Source organism: Bartonella sp. OT172YNZD, from assembly GCF_042193725.1.
Classification (GTDB): Bacteria; Pseudomonadota; Alphaproteobacteria; order Rhizobiales; family Rhizobiaceae; genus Bartonella; species Bartonella grahamii_A.
This window is the reverse complement of the sequence record NZ_JBHILZ010000002.1, coordinates 41,137-59,247: the sequence shown is the minus strand read 5'-3', so window position 1 is coordinate 59,247 and position 18,111 is coordinate 41,137. Positions and strand designations below refer to the sequence as shown.

Annotated in this window: 14 protein-coding genes; 11 read left to right on the top strand and 3 right to left on the bottom strand. The window is 35.2% G+C overall.

The features are described 5' to 3' along the window. Positions 1-22 precede the first annotated feature (22 nt). Both bafA and ndk read left to right on the top strand, forming a co-directional pair. Positions 23-2,593, top strand: coding sequence for a BafA family autotransporter (gene bafA / locus ACFIJS_RS01165; protein WP_375649066.1), 2,571 nt, complete (start codon positions 23-25; stop codon positions 2,591-2,593). Between the two features lie 393 nt (positions 2,594-2,986). Then, entirely contained in the window at positions 2,987-3,409 is a 423-nt protein-coding gene (gene ndk / locus ACFIJS_RS01160; RefSeq protein WP_375649064.1) for a nucleoside-diphosphate kinase, read from the top strand. 335 nt (positions 3,410-3,744) lie between these two features. On the opposite strand, the gene pgsA is transcribed toward ndk, so the two are convergent. From pgsA to ACFIJS_RS01145, 3 genes are all read right to left on the bottom strand, one after another. Further along, a complete protein-coding gene (gene pgsA / locus ACFIJS_RS01155; protein ID WP_375649061.1) occupies positions 3,745-4,326 on the bottom strand; it encodes a CDP-diacylglycerol--glycerol-3-phosphate 3-phosphatidyltransferase in 582 nt (193 codons plus the stop codon). Positions 4,327-4,398: 72 nt separating this feature from the next. Then, positions 4,399-6,378 carry an excinuclease ABC subunit UvrC gene (gene uvrC, locus ACFIJS_RS01150; RefSeq protein ID WP_375649059.1) on the bottom strand — a complete coding sequence of 660 codons (1,980 nt, stop codon included), beginning with the start codon at positions 6,376-6,378 and terminating at the stop codon, positions 4,399-4,401. Between the two features lie 420 nt (positions 6,379-6,798). Beyond that, positions 6,799-7,641, bottom strand: coding sequence for a 23S rRNA (adenine(2030)-N(6))-methyltransferase RlmJ (locus ACFIJS_RS01145; RefSeq protein WP_375649057.1), 843 nt, complete (start codon positions 7,639-7,641; stop codon positions 6,799-6,801). 1,638 nt (positions 7,642-9,279) lie between these two features. Here ACFIJS_RS01145 and tatA point away from each other — a divergent pair. From tatA to ACFIJS_RS01100, 9 genes are all read left to right on the top strand, one after another. After that, the gene (gene tatA / locus ACFIJS_RS01140) at positions 9,280-9,591 is read left to right on the top strand and encodes a twin-arginine translocase TatA/TatE family subunit (RefSeq protein WP_375649054.1); all 312 of its coding nucleotides are present in this window, start codon (positions 9,280-9,282) and stop codon (positions 9,589-9,591) included. Between the two features lie 55 nt (positions 9,592-9,646). Further along, a complete protein-coding gene (locus ACFIJS_RS01135) occupies positions 9,647-10,051 on the top strand; it encodes a twin-arginine translocase subunit TatB (protein ID WP_375649052.1) in 405 nt (134 codons plus the stop codon). Then, positions 10,048-10,830, top strand: coding sequence for a twin-arginine translocase subunit TatC (gene tatC, locus ACFIJS_RS01130; RefSeq protein WP_375649050.1), 783 nt, complete (start codon positions 10,048-10,050; stop codon positions 10,828-10,830). The genes ACFIJS_RS01135 and tatC overlap by 4 nt, the downstream gene beginning before the upstream one ends. 61 nt (positions 10,831-10,891) lie before the next feature. Beyond that, positions 10,892-12,169, top strand: coding sequence for a serine--tRNA ligase (serS, locus tag ACFIJS_RS01125; protein WP_375649048.1), 1,278 nt, complete (start codon positions 10,892-10,894; stop codon positions 12,167-12,169). A gap of 133 nt (positions 12,170-12,302) precedes the next feature. Next, positions 12,303-12,962, top strand: coding sequence for a protein-L-isoaspartate(D-aspartate) O-methyltransferase (locus tag ACFIJS_RS01120; protein WP_375649300.1), 660 nt, complete (start codon positions 12,303-12,305; stop codon positions 12,960-12,962). Between the two features lie 155 nt (positions 12,963-13,117). Further along, a complete protein-coding gene (locus ACFIJS_RS01115) occupies positions 13,118-14,299 on the top strand; it encodes a peptidoglycan DD-metalloendopeptidase family protein (protein WP_375649045.1) in 1,182 nt (393 codons plus the stop codon). A 687-nt stretch (positions 14,300-14,986) separates the two neighbouring features. Continuing rightward, a complete protein-coding gene (gene yajC / locus ACFIJS_RS01110; RefSeq protein ID WP_375649043.1) occupies positions 14,987-15,439 on the top strand; it encodes a preprotein translocase subunit YajC in 453 nt (150 codons plus the stop codon). Between the two features lie 449 nt (positions 15,440-15,888). After that, the gene (locus tag ACFIJS_RS01105) at positions 15,889-16,275 is read left to right on the top strand and encodes an Mth938-like domain-containing protein (protein WP_375622169.1); all 387 of its coding nucleotides are present in this window, start codon (positions 15,889-15,891) and stop codon (positions 16,273-16,275) included. Positions 16,276-17,150: 875 nt separating this feature from the next. Then, positions 17,151-18,011, top strand: coding sequence for a phytoene/squalene synthase family protein (locus tag ACFIJS_RS01100; protein ID WP_375649041.1), 861 nt, complete (start codon positions 17,151-17,153; stop codon positions 18,009-18,011). Positions 18,012-18,111 lie beyond the last annotated feature (100 nt).

Here is an 18,111-nt window from a genome sequence, read left to right as displayed (position 1 = left end):
AATTGAGAGTGGAGTGTCGATAATGCAGTATAAACATAAGCTAAGTTTTTCAGTATTGATGATCAGCAGTTGTCTTGTACAAGTTGCAAGTGCAGTTGAAAACAGGAATGGAGAGCTAACAATAGTAGAACACGTAGGAAATGGAGCAGAGATACCAAAAGGTTCAGCACTGATTACAAATAATTTTCCTAGGAGTAAGAGTAAAATTGGAGATGGTAGTGTTGAGATTGTTGAAAATAGAGCAACTTCTGTAGGTTCCACTATTAAAAAAGGAGGGATGCAAATAGTTACACGTGGAGGAAATGCAATAGATACTAAAATCCTTGGTGGTAAACAGTTTATTCATGAAGAGCCAAATCTTGATCTTACAAGCGTGGAGAGAAAAAGTAGTGCATATAATTCTACAGTTTCGGGGGATGGTGGAGCAGTAGGACAGCAGAATGTGTATGATGGAGCGTGGGTTTGGTATACGAAAGTGGGAGATAACGGAGAACAAAATCTTTATGCAGGACAAAGAAAAGAGGGGGGGAAAACAATGTATACTGAGGTCTCTGGGAATGGGAGACAGCACGTCTTAGGGCATGCAGAGTCTTATGCTACTACTTTGAAGGGGCAGGCTATTCAAGTTGTATATTCTGAAGGGTTTGTGGATACTTTAACAATTACGGATTCTGCTAGGTCATGGTTTCACTCTGGTATTCAGAAAGTTGTTGGAGAAGTAAGGATCAATAATAAAGGCGAACTTTATTTATTCGCTGGTGATAGGACAAATCATACTACTAAGAAAAAAATTCCTATAGAAGGGAGAGTGGATGAAATAATATTTGAGGTTGGTGAACGGAATATAGGAGAAAAAACTCAAATTGAAATTGAAGATTTAGGGGGGCACAGAGGAACTGTTATTTTTACTTCTATCCCCTATGATCCACGACATATTTCACTTCATGTTGAGAAACTTTCAGGGGATTTACATTTTCGATTCAATATTAGTGCTATGGGGAATTTCAGTGATTACTTGTCGATTGATGAGGGCGCAGGTAATCACAAAATAAGCATTGCAGATTCTGGTCGTGAAATTACAGGTCCTCTCTCAGAAAGGAATAGTTTGGTTACTGAACTTCCGTTAATTACCGATAGAAGCCAAGATGGAGGAGCTAATTTTACTCTGGCAGATTTTTGGGGCAAGGACATTGTAGCTGTTGATGGTGGAACCTATCAGTATCAATTGCTGAAGAGAGAAAGATGTGCTAGTTCTAGTGGTAGTGCTACAATTTGGTATTTAAGTAGATCCTCTGAAAATGCAGAACATTCTAATACTGAAACACAGTGTGTAAACAAGAAAACGAAGGTCCCTGTTGCATTATCTGATCAAAGTTCTCCTTCTGGAGAAAAAAATACCGGTCCTCGTAAATCTACTAAAAAAGAGCAATCCAAACCACGTCCTCCACGTCATTTAAGAGAAACACAGAATGTTTCTAGTGTTTCGGGATCTCCTTCTCAAGAAAATCGGACTCGTGTGGTATTCCCTCTAGCAAGTCTTCCTCATTTTTCTGATGGAAAGCAACAGGCTGCTGTTTCAGAATCTTCTCAATCTTTAGCCGATCAAATGATTTTGCGTCCAGTTCATGAAGAACAACCTTCTCCACAATTAGATGAGACGCTTTCAGTTTCTCACTTTTTAACCACTCCCTCTACAGATGCGGTATTGTCTATGTCTGTGGCTCCAGCAATGGTTTTTCACAATGAAATGCAAACCGTGCGTGTGGGAAGAGGAATTCTAGATAAAAGTAAAAAGAATGCAGCTTTATGGACCTATGCGATCAAGTCTAAAGAGAGTATTGCTACAGAGCATATAGATTTTAAGTTGGATCAGACAGGTATTGTTTTAGGGATCAATAGTGTAAGCGAGTGGAAAAATGGAGAATTTTATATAGGGGGTTTTGGTAGTTATGACCGCGCACGCATTGCACATGCACGGGGTGGTATGAGCGGTATCAATACTTATGGCATTGGCGCTTATGTCACTTATTTGGATCATAGTGGATGGTATTTAGATGGTATTTTAAAATATAATCATTATCAGAATACTCTAAAGGCAGTTTCAACGAACGGTTTAGGGATTGAAGGAAGTTATAGACAATGGGCGGTGGGCACCTCCTTTGAAGTAGGTTATCGACTTAAGACGTCAAAGAGCAGTTGGTTGCAGCCTTATGGACAATTTACATGGTTGCAAGTTGAGGGTAAAGAAATCAAGTTATCGAATGACATGATAGGTGACATGCGTCCATTCACTTCATTACGCAGTGAGGTTGGCTTATCTTTAGGATATGAATTTGGTTTTCGCATGGATTCCTCATCACTTGCGTATATTACAGCAGCATGGTTGCGTGAGAATAAAGATGACAACCATACATTGATTAATCAACGGCATCTATTTACCACTGACTTATCGGGGAATGCAGGTAAGTTAGGTGTAGGTTTGAGCAGTTTAGTGGGTGAGAAGTTAAAGTTATATGGTGAGGCACATTATGTTAAAGGACGTAAAACAAAACAGTCCCTTCAGGGTATTTTAGGTGTACGCTATAGTTTCTAATTATATGGTCATTTTTTGATTGATCTCAATGTGTGTAGAAGGATTTTCAAACCTAGATCGAAGTGTCTAGGTTCGTCCTCTTTAAAGAAGAAGGCTTTCAAAAAGGTATATATTTTGCATGTTAGGCTTTTCTTATGATTTTTTATTGCTTCAATGATACATTTTATGAGAAGCATTTAAGATTATGCAAGAAGATTCAATATTTATTGAAAGTCGGTAGAGCATCTTTATGATAGGATGAGCAATTACAGGTATTTCTATTAAAGTTTTCTTTATAATTCATTCTATATTTTAAAGAATTTGTGTAGATTTTTGCAGAGTCATTTGGCAAAGTGGTTCTTGCTCGTTATAGAAATAGCGAGAGAATGTTATAAATAAAATAAAGGTGGTTAAATGGCTTTAGAGCGTACTTTTTCGATGATTAAACCAGATGCAACCCGTCGTAATTTGACTGGCGCAATTACTAAAATGCTTGAGGATGCGGAGCTACGTGTTATTGCGTCTAAACGTGTCTGGATGAGCAAACGTGAGGCTGAAAATTTTTATGCTGTTCATAAAGAACGCCCCTTTTTTAGTGAATTGGTTGAATTCATGTCTTCTGGTCCAACCATTGTACAAGTTTTGGAAGGCGAAAATGCAATAGCTAAAAACCGTGAAGTAATGGGGGCTACGAATCCTAGTGATGCAGAAGAAGGGACAATTCGTAAGGTTCATGCGTTATCGATTGGCGAAAATTCTGTCCATGGATCCGATAGCGCTGAAACGGCAAAAACAGAAATCGCCTTTTGGTTTTCTGAGGTAGAAATTGTTGGTTAATAAAGCGTTTACAATAATAAAGCGTATATAAGAAGCAAAAATCCGAAACACTATATTTCGGTTTTTTGCTTATAAGATTATAGATTTTTTTGAAAGCATAGGGAGCATTCATCGTTTTTTTAGCTTTCAATATTACAATTTCTTTTGTGAGAATATAAAATCTATTTACTCTTTTTTTGAAGGGATTTTATCTATATGCTACCCTTATTTGTAATGTACTAAAAAGTGTTTTATTGATTTATCATTAATAGATTTAAAATAAATCAATCTTATGCTATTCTCATCTCTTATTTAAGTATAAAAAGATAAATTATCATTATAAATCTCCATACTCGTCATAAGATAACATGTTTTAAACCTGCACGAAAATAATCCCATCCTGTCCACAATGTAAGGAGGGCAGCAATCCACAGCATAGTAATGCCAAACTCTACTGTGTAAGGGGAAATTTTATTACCGGCTGGTCCAGCTAAAAGAAATACAATAGCGATCATCTGTACAAAAGTTTTCCATTTTGCAAGACGAGAGACAGGAACACTAACTTTTAATTCAGCCAAATATTCACGTAATCCTGATACAAGAATTTCTCTGCAAAGAATGATAATAGCTGCCCATAGTGTCCACCCAGCGATAGTACTGTCTGCGGCAAGCAAGAGCAAACAAGCAGAGACGAGAAGTTTATCGGCAATTGGATCTAACATGCGACCAATATTGGATGTTTGTTTCCAAATACGAGCAAGGTAACCGTCAAGAAAGTCAGTAATGGATGCAACGATAAAAATGGACACAGCAATCCAGCGAGTGATATCATTTGATTGTAGTCGCCCTTCTAAAAAAAAGCATGCAACAACCATTGGGACTGCAACAATTCGTGCATAAGTTAAAATATTTGGAAAAGAAAAAGTATGATTTTTCATGGAGCCATTTTCAATTCTTGTGAAAGAGAATATATTTCCTAAACGTAACAAGGCGAAGGTTATGAAACAAGTCTATTTTTCATGAAAATGGTTATGAATTTTTTGTGCAATTGTCATAGAGATTCCTGTAACTTTTTTTAAATCTTCAAGTGAGGCACTAGCAACAGCTTTGGCACTTCCAAAATGATGAAGCAACGCACGCTTTCTTGTTGGACCAATATTTTCGATTTCATCAAGTGGGTTTTTGAATGTTGCTTTTTTTCGTTTTATCCTATGAGCTCCAATCGCAAAACGGTGTGCTTCATCACGCAGACGTTGCAAAAAATAGAGGATAGGATCACGTGGAGGAAGTGTAAAGGGGGGGGAACCTTTTATAAAAAATCGTTCACGTCCCGCATAACGGTCAACACCTTTGGCGATTCCAACAACTGTAAAGAGGTCATTTAATTGTAATTCAGCAAGTATTGCATGTACGCTGTTGATTTGTCCTTCACCACCATCAATTAAGATAAGATCAGGCCAAATGGGAAAAAGATCATCATCTTTTATGTCATGATTTCTATTTGGCAGATCATGCTCTTTGATAAGGCGTGAAAATCTTCGTTTAATCACTTCTTTCATCATGCCAAAATCATCGCCAGGCGTGATATCTATTGAGCGAATATTGAATTTTCTATATTGATTTTTAACAAATCCCATTTGACCAGCAACAATCATAGCCCCTACAGCATTTGTTCCCATGATATGAGAATTGTCATAGACTTCTATCCGGCGTGGAGGAAAAGGTAGTTGGAATGTTTTAGCAAGACCTTGAAGCAATTTTGTATGGGTGGCTGTTTCAGAAAGCTTATGTTCAAGTGCTTCATAAGCATTGAGATAGGCATGATTAACAAGAGTTTTCCGTTCACCTTGTTTGGGTAAAGAGAGAGACACTTTGTGATTTGCTTTGAGACTCAATGCTTCTGTAAGAAGTGTCTTTTCTTCAATTTCTTCAGATAAAAGGATGCTTTTTGGAAGTGGTTTATCATCGTAAAATTGGGCAAGAAAACTCGCTAAAATTTCAGTACGGGAAAAAGAGAGGTCTGCTTTAGGAAAATAGGCACGGTTTCCCCAATTTTGCCCCATGCGAAAAAAGAACACTTGAATACAGGTCATTCCTTCTTTTTGCGCAATTGCAAATACATCCGCTTCTTTTATCGTTTGAGGATTAATACCTTGATGGCTTTGTATATGAGAAAGGGCTGATAAGCGGTCACGATAGGAAGCTGCTTGTTCAAAATCAAGATTTTCTGCAGCTTTATGCATAGCTTGAACCATATCGTTTTTAACAGATTGATTTTTTCCCGAAAGGAACGCTTTGGCTCCTCTCACCAGTTCTTTATAATCATTGTCACTAATTTCATGGGTACAAGGTGCAGAACATCGCTTAATTTGATAAAGCAAACAGGGGCGTGTACGGTTTTCAAAAACTGAATCAGTACAGGTTCGTAATAAAAAGGCGCGTTGTAAAACATGAACTGTTTGTGTCACTGCACCAGCAGAAGCAAAAGGACCAAAATAGTGAGCTTTTCGTGTTCGAGCACCACGATGTTTGTAAAGTGCAGGCACTCGATGATCATCTGTAATCATAATATAAGGAAAACTTTTATCATCACGTAGTAATACATTAAAATGTGGATGCAATCTTTTGATGAGATTGGCTTCTAAAAGGAGTGCTTCTGTTTCTGTATGGGTGATGATAAATTCCATATGATATGTTGCACGAATCATGCGGGTAATACGATTATTGTGTCCTTTTTCACGTGTATAGTTTGAAACACGTTTTTTGAGATTACGGGCTTTGCCAACATAGAGAATATCACCATTTTCACCAATCATCCGGTAAACCCCTGGCTTATGCGGAAGGTGTCTAACAAACTCTTGTATGAATTTGATACCTTGGAATTGATTTTTTTCATTGCTTTGATTGGCATTGTTCCATGTAATGTTAGAAAGAAAAGAAAGCTTTTCCCGTTTATTTTGCGGACAATTTGTATTATGTTTCAGGACCATTCTGTTTATTAAGAATATGTTTTTTTTAAATATATGAAATATTCTTTATTTATTAAATAACGATTATTTATGTCTTTATTAATTTTTTTCTATAAATATATCTTATAGCATAAGAGTATGATTTTAGAGAGCCGATCTTTCATAAAAAATATGAGAGTTGTTATTCTAAGACAGCTTTATGAATTTGCCCAATTTATCCATTAAAATGATTGGAATAGGAAATCCATGATGATGAAGAGGATAGACTTTCTAAAAGGAAAAAAATTAATTCACGCTGATCGTTATTAGCGTATCATTATAATAATGTTGATCTTATCCAAAGAATCAAAGAACTTTATCATTCAAAGCCTTTATATCTTACAACATGATATTTGATTTAGGAAAAATATAGAGAAAGATCTAACATAATAGATGTTCTTTTTAAATCCACTTATGCGTTATTTGGGCATTTTCATCTTGTCCTAGACGGTTGATAAGAAAGGGGCGGAGTTTTTTCATTTCTTCTTCTAAAAGGTAGGGAGGGTTAATAATAATCATACCACTTCCCTTCATTGTCGGTGGACTTGAACTTTTTCGGATACGCATTTCAAGCTGTAGAATCTTAGGAATTCCTGTTTGATAAAGTGCGTGAAGAAAACTTTCAATTTCTTTGTCATATTTAACAGGATACCATAAAGCGTAGACCCCTCCAGAAAAGCGACGATAGGCTGTCGTTAATCCCTCAATAAGGCGGGAAAATTCTCCAGTTCTTTCAAAGGGAGGGTCAACAAGGATAAATCCACGTTTTTCTTTTGGTGGGACATGAGCATTTAAGGAAAGCCAACCATCTAAATGCAGAACTTTTGTCTGATAATCTCCTGCAAAGTTTTTTGCTAAAATATGATAATCTTCATTATGTAATTCTATTGCGGTGAGGCGATCTTGTTTCCGTAATAATTGACGAATAAGAACAGGAGATCCAGGATAAAATACAATTTCTTTTTCTCCTTTATTGAGGGTATCAATGATATCACTCCATGGACAAAGGAGTGCTCTTAAATCTTCTGGAATAGGAGTTGAAAAAAGTCGTTGGACACCTTCGCGCCACTCTCCTGTTTTATGTGCTTCTAAAGAAGAGAGGTCATAAATACCGATTCCAGCATGTGTATCTATAACGCGAAAAGCTTTTTCTTTGCGTTTGAGATATTCTACAATGCGAGTGACAATAATGTGTTTAAAAACATCAGCAAAATTGCCAGCATGGTAAATATGCCGATAATTCATGGAGTAAACTCTATCATATGTGTAACTGTACTGGGTTATTAGCATAGAATAATAGAATTGATATCCATAAAATACTCTTGTATAAATCAAAAAATACCTTCACTCCTAAATTATACACTACAGAAAAAAATATTAATATCATGAGAGCATTTATTCATTGAGCTATTTTTATATTATGAGATTAATCGTTAAGATTTTAAATTTTTTTATATGAAAGATAGACAGGAAGAGGACAAACATTTCAATAGAGATATTTATATTGTAAGAGAAGTTTTTTATGATCGCGGACTCTCTCAGGAAAACTATAAAAGATAATCAATTAACGAGAATATTAGTGAAGTTTGTTGAAAAATTTAAGGTTATCTTTCAAATTCATTCATAGGTTTGCTTGTTTAAAGATTAAAGAATTTAAAATGCTTGATAAAAACATTGTTACATTTATCAGTTTTTTAGCGAGCATAAAATTATGGATAGAGCAATAAAGTGCTGGTATTATAGTGATAGATTTTTGTAAAAGTGTGAATGAATCTCATTGGTTCAAGCGGAGCCCAAGCTTTACATTATACACGCTAAATGGCTAGATTATTGTGCATGATGCTAAAATAAAACTTTTAAAATTGAGATGTTCTCTACAAGCTATCTCAGTAAAATGAGGGATTTTTAACTAAAGTAAATAGGTTTATCTATCTCTAACATTGTATTATCTAGCGGCCTTATGAGATAATCTTATAAAAAAGACTAGGATAAGAAATTCTTTTTACATGGATTATGTTTTGATTCCATGCTTTTGATTGAATGTAATTTTCTATTAATGTCCATTCTGTTTTCAATACTGAGATAGGTTAAGCACATGATATTATGAGAACGCATGCCTAGAATCCGGAGACTTATAATAGTTAGGGCATGCAGCGGTTCAGAGAGCTGGTTGTGGAGGTATTTTACTGAATAAAGGCGCAAGCTGGTACCATTTTTATTTTTTAGCAGTATTGCCATACCTCTTGGCATTTGAGCTGGTTCATAAAGTGCATTTTTACTCTTTCCACGAATAGTTTTATTTACACGCCAGATATTTAATTGAATGCGATGATGGCTCATATTTCGTATTGTATATGGAATAATGGATGATAAAACTCCTACCAACGCAAAGAATAAATGTTGTACATAAGATGATAGTTTTTGAAGATACTGATGATGTGTCAAGAAAGTTTTTAGAATTTTTCTTTCTGAATTTTTTTAATTGAATACGTAAATTTTTTTACAGTATGTTGTGATCTTTATCAGTAACGGATAATTTGGATGAAATGTTTGTAATGATACGTATAACATTGTTTAAAATGAAAGACATAAGCTTATAGTATTTACAGGAAGATGAGTAACCTGAGAGATCAGATGAAGTTATTTTAGAAAAGTTTTTAAGCCTTTTGAATTTTGTATGAAGCGGTTTATCATTTTTGAATGGTTTGTGTTATAATAAGCTAAAAAGGGATGAGAGGATAAAAAGTTCTTTTGCAATAAAAGCGTGTGATTGCTCGTAAGTTAAGAAGAAAATATACAAGTAAGATATTATATTTGATACATTCTTCAGAGGAAGCATGAATAAATGAAATCAAATTTAAAAGCATAAAGTTAGAGAGAGTAATGGGTAATATTTTTTCACCAACGCATTTAATTATAATTTTATTAATTATCTTTGTGCTTTTCGGTCGCGGTAAAATTTCTGAATTAATGGGTGATGTTGCTAAGGGAATTAAAGCCTTCAAAAAAAATATGAAGGAAGAAGATGACGGGATTGAGGATAAAGTTGAAATGGCTACTACTTCTCAAATAATTGATGTAGAATCTCAACAATCTCAGCCGTTATCGGTAAAACATGTAACAGCACGCAGAAAGGCTTCGTCTGCTTCTAAAAAAAGCAAAACATCTGTTGCTAAAAAACAACGTGTCAAATAACAAAAACGCAATCACCATTGTGCATTATTTTTTGATGAGGAAGTCTAATTAAGAGATGTTTGGGATTGATGGACCAGAGTTTGTCGTAATCTTACTTGTTCTCATCATTGTCGTTGGACCGAAAGATTTACCTAAAATATTAAAGACAATAGCAAAGGTAAGAGCTTATATGTGTTCAACAGCAAATGAACTTCGTCATCAGTTTGATGATGCAATAAGACAAATCGAGCTTGATGATTTACAAAACACATTTTCGAATATTAGCGATTCAAGCAAGAAGTTGACAGAGACTTTTGATCCCATTCAAAATACATTAGAAGATATCCGCGATAATTTGGATGTTAAGATAACACACCATAAATCAGAAAAAGGTAAAGAAATTTTGGAATGCGATCACAACGTAACCAATAAAGATACGACAGTATCTATTGCTTCTAAAGATAAAGAAGATATGTCATGAATGTTAAGAAAGATGAAGTTGATGCTCATATGGCACCACTTTTAGAGCATTTAATTGAACTTCGTCAGCGAATTATTGCTGCTTTGGTTGCATTTATGATCGCTTTTATGATGTGTTTTCTTGTTAAAGATTATATCTTAAATTTTTTACTATGGCCATATCAGTGGGCAATGAAAATAGCAGGGGGTAATCCTGAGGATATTCGTTTGCAATCAACACAAGTATGGGAAACTTTTTTAACGAAAATGAAGCTTTCTGCTTTTGGGGGAATTATTTTATCTTTTCCCTATACGGCTTTTCAGTTTTATAGCTTTATTGCACCAGGGCTTTATAAAAATGAGCGTATGGCTTTTTTACCATTTCTCATTGGCGGGCCTATTTTATTTTGTCTTGGAGGAGCGTTTGTCTATGGTCTATTAGCGCCAATAATACTATGGTTTAGCCTTTCTCAACAATTTCTTCCAGATGTTCATTTAAAAATCGAGTTTATAGTGCGTATTTCTGATTATTTGGGCTTTATGACATCGTTTATCCTAATTTTTGGTTTGATTTTTCAATTACCTCTTGTCATCAGTCTTTTAACAAAAGTTGGATTTTTTACGTCTCATGATTTGGTGTCTAAACGAAAATGGGCTATTTTGTTCTCTTTTATCATTGCGGGAATCATAACGCCGTCGGATTTTTTTACGATGTTTGCAGTGGCTTTACCAACGATAGCACTTTACGAGATTTCAATTTTAATTGCTTACAGTATAGAAAAGAGAAGAAAATCCGCTTAAGAAAAGCGTATAATCTTATGCGATAAGAAATGAATAAAAACAATATAAATGAGGAATTTTTATGCTTGATATTAAGTGGATTCGTGACAATCCTGAGAAATTAGATAAAGCACTCGTAAGTAGAGGTCTTGAGCCACAAGCTGAAAGGTTAATACAACTTGATCTTGCACGTCGGTCGCATATTGCTAAGGTGCAATTGGCGCAGGAACGTCGCAATGCGGTTTCAAAGGAAATAGGACAGGCTTTAGCGGTATCTGATAAGCAAATGGCTGAAAGCTTTAGAGCTGAAGGTGAAGAGATTAAAGTCTTTCTTTCCTCTGCAACAGCGGAAGAAAAACAGCTGACGGAGAGTCTTGAGAAAATTCTTTCAGCACTTCCAAATATTCCATTAGATGATGTTCCAGAAGGTAAAGATGAAAGTGATAATGTCGTCATTCGACATTTTGGGACACCTCCAACATTTAATTTTACACCAAAGGAACATTTTGATCTTGGTCAAGATCTCAAGCAGATGAATTTTGAACGAGCTAGTCGTTTGTCTGGAACACGTTTTACAGTACTTTCAGGGGAGTTAGCACGGCTAGAACGAGCATTAGGCCAATTTATGCTTGATGTGCATGTCAATGAGCATGGTTATACAGAAGTCTCAATACCTCTTCTTGTCCGTGATGAGATTGTTTACGGAGCAGCACAATTGCCGAAATTTGCTGAAGACCTTTTTCGTACAACAGATGGTCGATGGCTTATTTCTACAGCAGAAGTGCCATTAACCAATTTGGTCAACAATGAAATTCTTGAAATATCAGATTTACCACTGCGATTTTCTTCTTTATCTCCCTGTTTTCGATCAGAGGCGGGAGCAGCTGGTCGTGATACGCGCGGTATGTTGCGTCAGCATCAATTTTGGAAAGTTGAAATGGTCTCGATTACCAGTGAAGAGCAGTCTTTAATTGAATTAGAACGTATGACGGAATGTGCAGAAGATATATTAAAACGGCTTGGTTTGCCTTTTCGCACAGTGGTTCTTTCTACGGGTGATATGGGGTTTGCAGCACGTAAAACCTATGACATCGAGGTTTGGCTTCCTGGTCAAGAATGTTATCGTGAAATTTCTAGCTGTTCAGTTTGTGGAGATTTTCAAGGTCGTCGTATGAATGCGCGCTATCGTAAAGAAGGCGATAAAAAATTACATTTTGTTCATAGCCTTAATGGTTCTGGTACAGCTGTTGGACGTTGTCTTATTGCCGTGCTTGAAAATTATCAACAGGTTGATGGATCAATTATTGTTCCAGATGTTTTACAACCTTATATGGGAGGCATGCGTTGTATTACTGCTTAATTTTACGAAAGGAGAGACAATATGCGTTTATTGCCAAGAGGTGATGATATAAAAACGCAAGTTTTTGCCATTTTTAAAGAAGCAGTTTGTCAGTATGATAAAAGTGCACCTCCATTGGAGATTGAATGATACCATGGGGCAAAAGGGTATTTTACAATTTCGTGAGGAGTTAGCCGCTCTTGTACTGAAAATGCGTAGCAAAGGCATTGATGACGTGCGATTTTTTTCGGCATTAGAGAAAATTCCACGTCAACAGTTTGTTTCTGCTCCTTGGTTTAATAGTGCTTATGATAATAAAGTTATTCCCCTTGAGTGTGGTGAATATATGGAACGTTTGGAAGAACAACTCTTAATTCTTTCGGCATTATCGTTGAAAAAAAGGCATCGCGTCTTAGAAATCGGTACAGGATCTGGTTTCTGTACTGCTCTTATGGCATGTTTGAGTGACCGTGTGACAACGATTGATCGTTATAAAACGCTTATTGATTTGGCACGCCAAAAATTTCAAACTTTAGGAATTGAAAATATTGTTATACGGCAGATTGATGGAAGTCATAGTGTGACAGGCTTGGGATCATTTGATCGCATTCTTATTTGGCCATCACGTTTTGATGAACCCAAGGAATTTTTAGAACTTTTAGCTGAAAATGGACTTCTCATTCAGGCGATAGGACCTGACGAAGGGGTACAAACGGTGACGCGCTATACAAAAATTGGAAGTCGATTTGAATGTTTAGAACTGTTTCAAGTGCGTTACCAACCTTTTATTAAAGGCATTGCGGAGATACTTTAATTTTTAAAAGTTAAGAAATTACTGCAAATAGTCTGCGTTAAATTCATTTTGATCTTATATAAAGATATTTATGAATAAAACATCTCATTTTAACTGTTCGGTAATTTAAAAAAGCTTTAATGGAGTGAGTTGATTATTGATGAGTGAGCGAAACGATGTGTTTAAAAGCTTTGGATAATATTTTCCAGCATAATTTTCAGAGAATAACTTTTTTAGCGGTGGTAACTATTGTTGCTGGTTGTAGTTCTGGTACACAGCGTTTTTCCAATATTATCTCTCATCGTACAGTATCATCTCAATCAAATATATCGAGCACTATGTCTACAGATCCGCGAATACTATCGTATGGTAGTGGTATGATACAAAGCACTGAATTGCCGCCTGTGGAATCAAGCGATGATTCGTGGAGAGATGACAATTCTCTCTATAATTTTCCACATCAAGGTAGGGGAACTTCTTCTGATGATCGCGTTATGGGCTCCCCTCCACGTAATCTTGGAACACTTTCCCGTTCACAAATGGATCAATCTCCTATTTTTCGGCGGAACTCTTATATTGTCCAGAGTGGAGATACACTGCTTAGTATTGCACGACAAATAGGGGTTAGTGTTGAGGCATTAAAATTAGCAAATGGTATAAACAGCAATTCCATTTATATCGGTCAGGTACTTGTTGTTCCAAGCAGGCGTACATTAGCGGCTTCAAATGCATACAATAATAACGATTGGGTAGTGTCAACAACAGAATCTGCATTTCAATCTCAAGTGATGTCCTCTATAAAAAACAAGAAGTCCTCTCCTATATATAAAGCTCCTGTAACAACGCCACCTTCTGCAAAGATGAACAAATCAAGTTCTGAGAAAAATTTTTCTAAACAGATGACGCAATTGAATCATGAGACTGGTTTATCAAGTACTGTTACGAATACAGATAATATGACGACTCCCCAAGCCACAGGAATTTCTAAGATGCGTTGGCCAGTACGAGGGCGTTTATTAAGCCAGTTCGGTCAAAAAAAGGGAACAGTAATGAATCGAGGAATAGATATTGCAGTGCCTGAAGGGTCTTCGGTAAAGGCGGCAGAAAATGGTGTTGTTATTTACGCAGGAGATGGATTAAAAGAGCTTGGTAATGTTGTGATGATTCGACATGAAAATAATATTATCACTATTTATGGATGTAATAGTAAGCTTGTTGTTAACAAAGGACAAAGGATAAGACGAGGTGATGAGATTGCTAAATCTGGTGTTTCAGGAAATGTTAAAACACCACGTGTCTATTTTGAGATGCGTAAGGATTCATTACCTGTTGATCCCCTTAAATATTTAGAAAACTAATTTATTGATGATTGTTAAATTTGGATAGTCTTACAGTTTATAGAAACGTCATGAAAAACAATTGATTTTCTTAAACCAATAACACTGAAGAAAAAAATCATTGGTATAAGGAGAGTAGTTCATTGGGGTCGTTAGATATTACCATCTTTGTCTTTATGAAAGTGTAAGACAATAGCATCATTCTTATTTGTCAGCTTTCAGTGTTCCAACTGCTCTTGCATTTGAGAGAAGCATGAAAAAAGATACTTTACGCCTTTCTTAAAAAGTTTTTATCTACAGGCTTCTTTCATATATATGACATACAAGAAAATCATTTTGATTAATTCAGAGGGTTTGAAATGAGAGCGTTTTACTGTATTTATGTCTGGCATTCGATATCAAAAAAGATAAATGATCTATATAAATTAAAGTTTTTTCATTAGAAAAATTATCTTGTATTATTTATTGAGTTAGTGAAAAGATTTATATTGTAGGACATATAATAGGGGAAAATGAATCTATTTTTTAAGATTTTTCTCATTGTATTTTGGTATTCTGTCTCTTAAGGATTTATTGCATTTTTGTAAAGCTGTGATTAGATTATGTAGTTATTGCTTTTTATGATAAATTCTTTAAGAATTTCTTCTGAATCGGAATTTTATTTTAATAGAGTGGGAAATACCTGAGGTTTAACTATAGGAGATAAAAATGTTTATTACGAACGCTTATGCTCAAGTTGCAGGCGATGTTTCCGGTGGAATTTCATTTGTTAGCGCTGTCCCACTCATTTTAATTTTTGCAATTATGTATTTTTTTATCATTCGTCCACAGCGTGCCCAAATGAAAAAACGCCAAGAAATGCTTAACGCAGTACGTCGTGGTGATACAGTTATAACGGGTGGTGGTATTATCGGCAAGGTTACGAAGGTTCACGACGAGAGTGGTGAATTAGAGGTTGAAATTGGTGAGAGTATGAATATTCGTGTTATTCGCTCAACATTAGCTGATGTGCGCGTTAAAGGTGAGCCGATTGCAGAAAAAAAATCAAAGCTTAATGCTAAAGCGAAAACACCACAAAAGCCTAAATCTAAAATGACAACGAAAGAGAATATGAGTATCTCTAAAGAGAAAAAAACTATATCAAAGGAAAATGCATCTTAAGGTGTAATAGTAGTTTATTCCATTTTTTAGGCATTTTTATAAAAAGCTTGGCAAGATCAAGACAATTTCATTGGAAAAGTGGCTTTTATAGTGGCTACAAAAATGGGTTTTTGTTTTCTTGAGATTATTAAAATCGTTGCTTTATTTATAGAATGTTACACAATTTTTTTGTTTTTTAAACAAGATCATTGCTTCTATAAAAAGAAATTTATGAGTAAATAAACTGAGGAAACTTTTTAAAAGATAGATTTATTTAAACAGGTATAGCATTTGATCGCGGTTTATTGTCAAATTTTCATATATTTATTGTATGAGTAGATTAGGGTTTTATATAAAAATTTACCTCAATACTAAGCTATGGTTAACATATCAATGTTTTGTATCATTAATTTTTATGGTGAGAAGTAGCAAAGACAATTGGATTATTCAAAAATAAAGGGTGCTTGTTCATGTTCGATGCAATTCAAATTCGTGAAGCACATTTTCCAAGTCGCGCGCCTATTGATGCTTATGGAAATGGTGGATTTCGTTTTGCTGATATGTCTCATAGAGGTTCTATTATTTGTGTCCCATCAGGTATTTATGGCATTGACATGGCAGGGCCTATTCCCACTCAAGGGGATATATCTCGTATTTTAGAAGAAGCTTCTGAAATCGAAGTTTTATTAATAGGTACTGGAATTGAATTATTGCGATTACCTGAAGAGTTACGGGTGCTTTTATGGGAAAAACGTATTTCATCAGATACAATGAGTACGGGAGCAGCAGTGCGTACATTTAATGTTTTATTGGCTGAAGATCGCGCTGTTGCAGCGTTATTATTTGCTGTAGAATAGAGTATTGTTTAATAAAACAAATGCTCTCGTCTAGTATAAAAGACCTGTGTGATTATTTTGCTGTGCCGTAAATACTGTCGTTTAAGGTGGTAAAAGGGGTATAGAATATACATAACTTAACACATTAAGTGTTTTTAAATACAGCAGCAAGTATTCAGGGCAGAGCTTTGCTCGTAGTTCCTAATGAATCACATGAGTGATCAACTCTTAGCACTTGAGACAGTTTATAAGAGGCATTTTAATTCTTTCTTATACAGTTTTTACCTACAAGCCAGTTCCGCTTGTGACGTGCAAGGGAATAGTTTTTATTGATGTAACATGGAATTGGTTTGAAATGAAAGCATATCTACGATATTTGGAATTCTAATTTAACATACAAAACACAAAATTATCATTATAAATCAATGCGTTTATAGTAACAGAAATGCACCGAGAGCAATTGGATTTTTTACAAATTGGTGTTGGTAAGGACCTTTGTCTTTTAGGATGGGGAGGAGGTCAATGATTGATGAAGTTTTTGTGATCAGTGCATTTTTTATAAAATAACATTGTCATCTATCCACTGAAAAAGTGTTTTGCGTTGTTTGTTGTTCAAGTTTTACTATGCATGTTACGATTGGTTTTTAGCTTTTTTATTGCAAATGAAAACTTGAAGTCCGATAAGATAAGTTTTATCAGAAAAATTATTTATTTAATTTTTTTCTTTCTAAAACGAAAAGGGACTAGAAAAGAAATTTTAATTCATAATACAGTTAAGAGACACATTTAAAAATCTTATTTTCTGAACTGTATTTGCTTATCCTTCATTTTTTAATATGAATAAAAAGAGGGTATTAATTTAATTGCTAAAAAAGGGACGTTAATAGGTTCATAGAATGATAGGCTCTCTTCCTTATTGTCTTGATATTTTACGTACCATAGATCGTGATCGCTATATATCGGTTTTATTTGCACCTAAAAAAAAGCGCCAAGCATTGGCTGCTCTTTATGTATTTAATGCTGAAGTTTCTCGTATCCGCGAAAGTGTACATGATCCACTCATAGGAGAAATACGGTTACGTTGGTGGTATGATGCTATTGCTCATGGTGAAATGCAAACGAGTGGCAATAATCCGATTTTGATTGATTTATTGAAAGCAATGACTCTTTTTAATTTACCTAAGACAGCTTTTTTACGTTATTGTAATGCACAAATTTCAGATCTTTATCACAATCCAATAGAAACACTTCATGATCTAAAGCATTATTGTGGTGAGACAGCAAGCATAATTTTACAGCTTTCTTGTCAGATATTAGATCCTGATACTGCACAAAAGTTTACAGATATCTATGAACATGGAGGGATTTCTCAAGGATTAAGCGGTGTATTGCGTCTTTTATCATTCATGCAATCACGATATCAATATTATTTACCTACTGATATATTAAAGGCTGTAGGAGTGAATAGGAAAGATTTGGAATCTCATCGTCTCAGTGATCAACAAAAGGGTCGTATTGTTGAAGCTATGGTAGCATTATCGCGCGATCATTATACCCAATTTTACGAGTATTCTTGTGCTTTACCAAGAATTCTTAAGCCAGCTTTTCTTCCATTGGTCATTGTACCGGCTTCTCTTCAAAAAGCTATACAGCTAGGGGCTGCAATTTTTCAAGAGAGCGCAACTTTGCCATTGATATATCGCTATTGGTTGATAACAAGGGCAGCAATAAGCGGCAATTTTCCAAAGATATTGTAAAAGAATATTACCACGTTGGAATGGGTAACATATAGACTGATTTTCTCATATCATATGAAGATAAAAAGAGCTATTTTGATTCCAAACCATTTTTTTGTTA

What these genes read in the sequence shown, in the direction of transcription:
- bafA (WP_375649066.1), top strand. Translation starts at nt 23, where the DNA reads ATGCAGTATAAACATAAGCTAAGTTTTTCAGTATTGATGATCAGCAGT.
- ndk (WP_375649064.1), top strand. Translation starts at nt 2,987, where the DNA reads ATGGCTTTAGAGCGTACTTTTTCGATGATTAAACCAGATGCAACCCGT.
- pgsA (WP_375649061.1), bottom strand. Translation starts at nt 4,326, where the DNA reads ATGAAAAATCATACTTTTTCTTTTCCAAATATTTTAACTTATGCACGA.
- uvrC (WP_375649059.1), bottom strand. Translation starts at nt 6,378, where the DNA reads ATGGTCCTGAAACATAATACAAATTGTCCGCAAAATAAACGGGAAAAG.
- ACFIJS_RS01145 (WP_375649057.1), bottom strand. Translation starts at nt 7,641, where the DNA reads ATGAATTATCGGCATATTTACCATGCTGGCAATTTTGCTGATGTTTTT.
- tatA (WP_375649054.1), top strand. Translation starts at nt 9,280, where the DNA reads ATGGGTAATATTTTTTCACCAACGCATTTAATTATAATTTTATTAATT.
- ACFIJS_RS01135 (WP_375649052.1), top strand. Translation starts at nt 9,647, where the DNA reads ATGTTTGGGATTGATGGACCAGAGTTTGTCGTAATCTTACTTGTTCTC.
- tatC (WP_375649050.1), top strand. Translation starts at nt 10,048, where the DNA reads ATGAATGTTAAGAAAGATGAAGTTGATGCTCATATGGCACCACTTTTA.
- serS (WP_375649048.1), top strand. Translation starts at nt 10,892, where the DNA reads ATGCTTGATATTAAGTGGATTCGTGACAATCCTGAGAAATTAGATAAA.
- ACFIJS_RS01120 (WP_375649300.1), top strand. Translation starts at nt 12,303, where the DNA reads ATGGGGCAAAAGGGTATTTTACAATTTCGTGAGGAGTTAGCCGCTCTT.
- ACFIJS_RS01115 (WP_375649045.1), top strand. Translation starts at nt 13,118, where the DNA reads ATGTGTTTAAAAGCTTTGGATAATATTTTCCAGCATAATTTTCAGAGA.
- yajC (WP_375649043.1), top strand. Translation starts at nt 14,987, where the DNA reads ATGTTTATTACGAACGCTTATGCTCAAGTTGCAGGCGATGTTTCCGGT.
- ACFIJS_RS01105 (WP_375622169.1), top strand. Translation starts at nt 15,889, where the DNA reads ATGTTCGATGCAATTCAAATTCGTGAAGCACATTTTCCAAGTCGCGCG.
- ACFIJS_RS01100 (WP_375649041.1), top strand. Translation starts at nt 17,151, where the DNA reads ATGATAGGCTCTCTTCCTTATTGTCTTGATATTTTACGTACCATAGAT.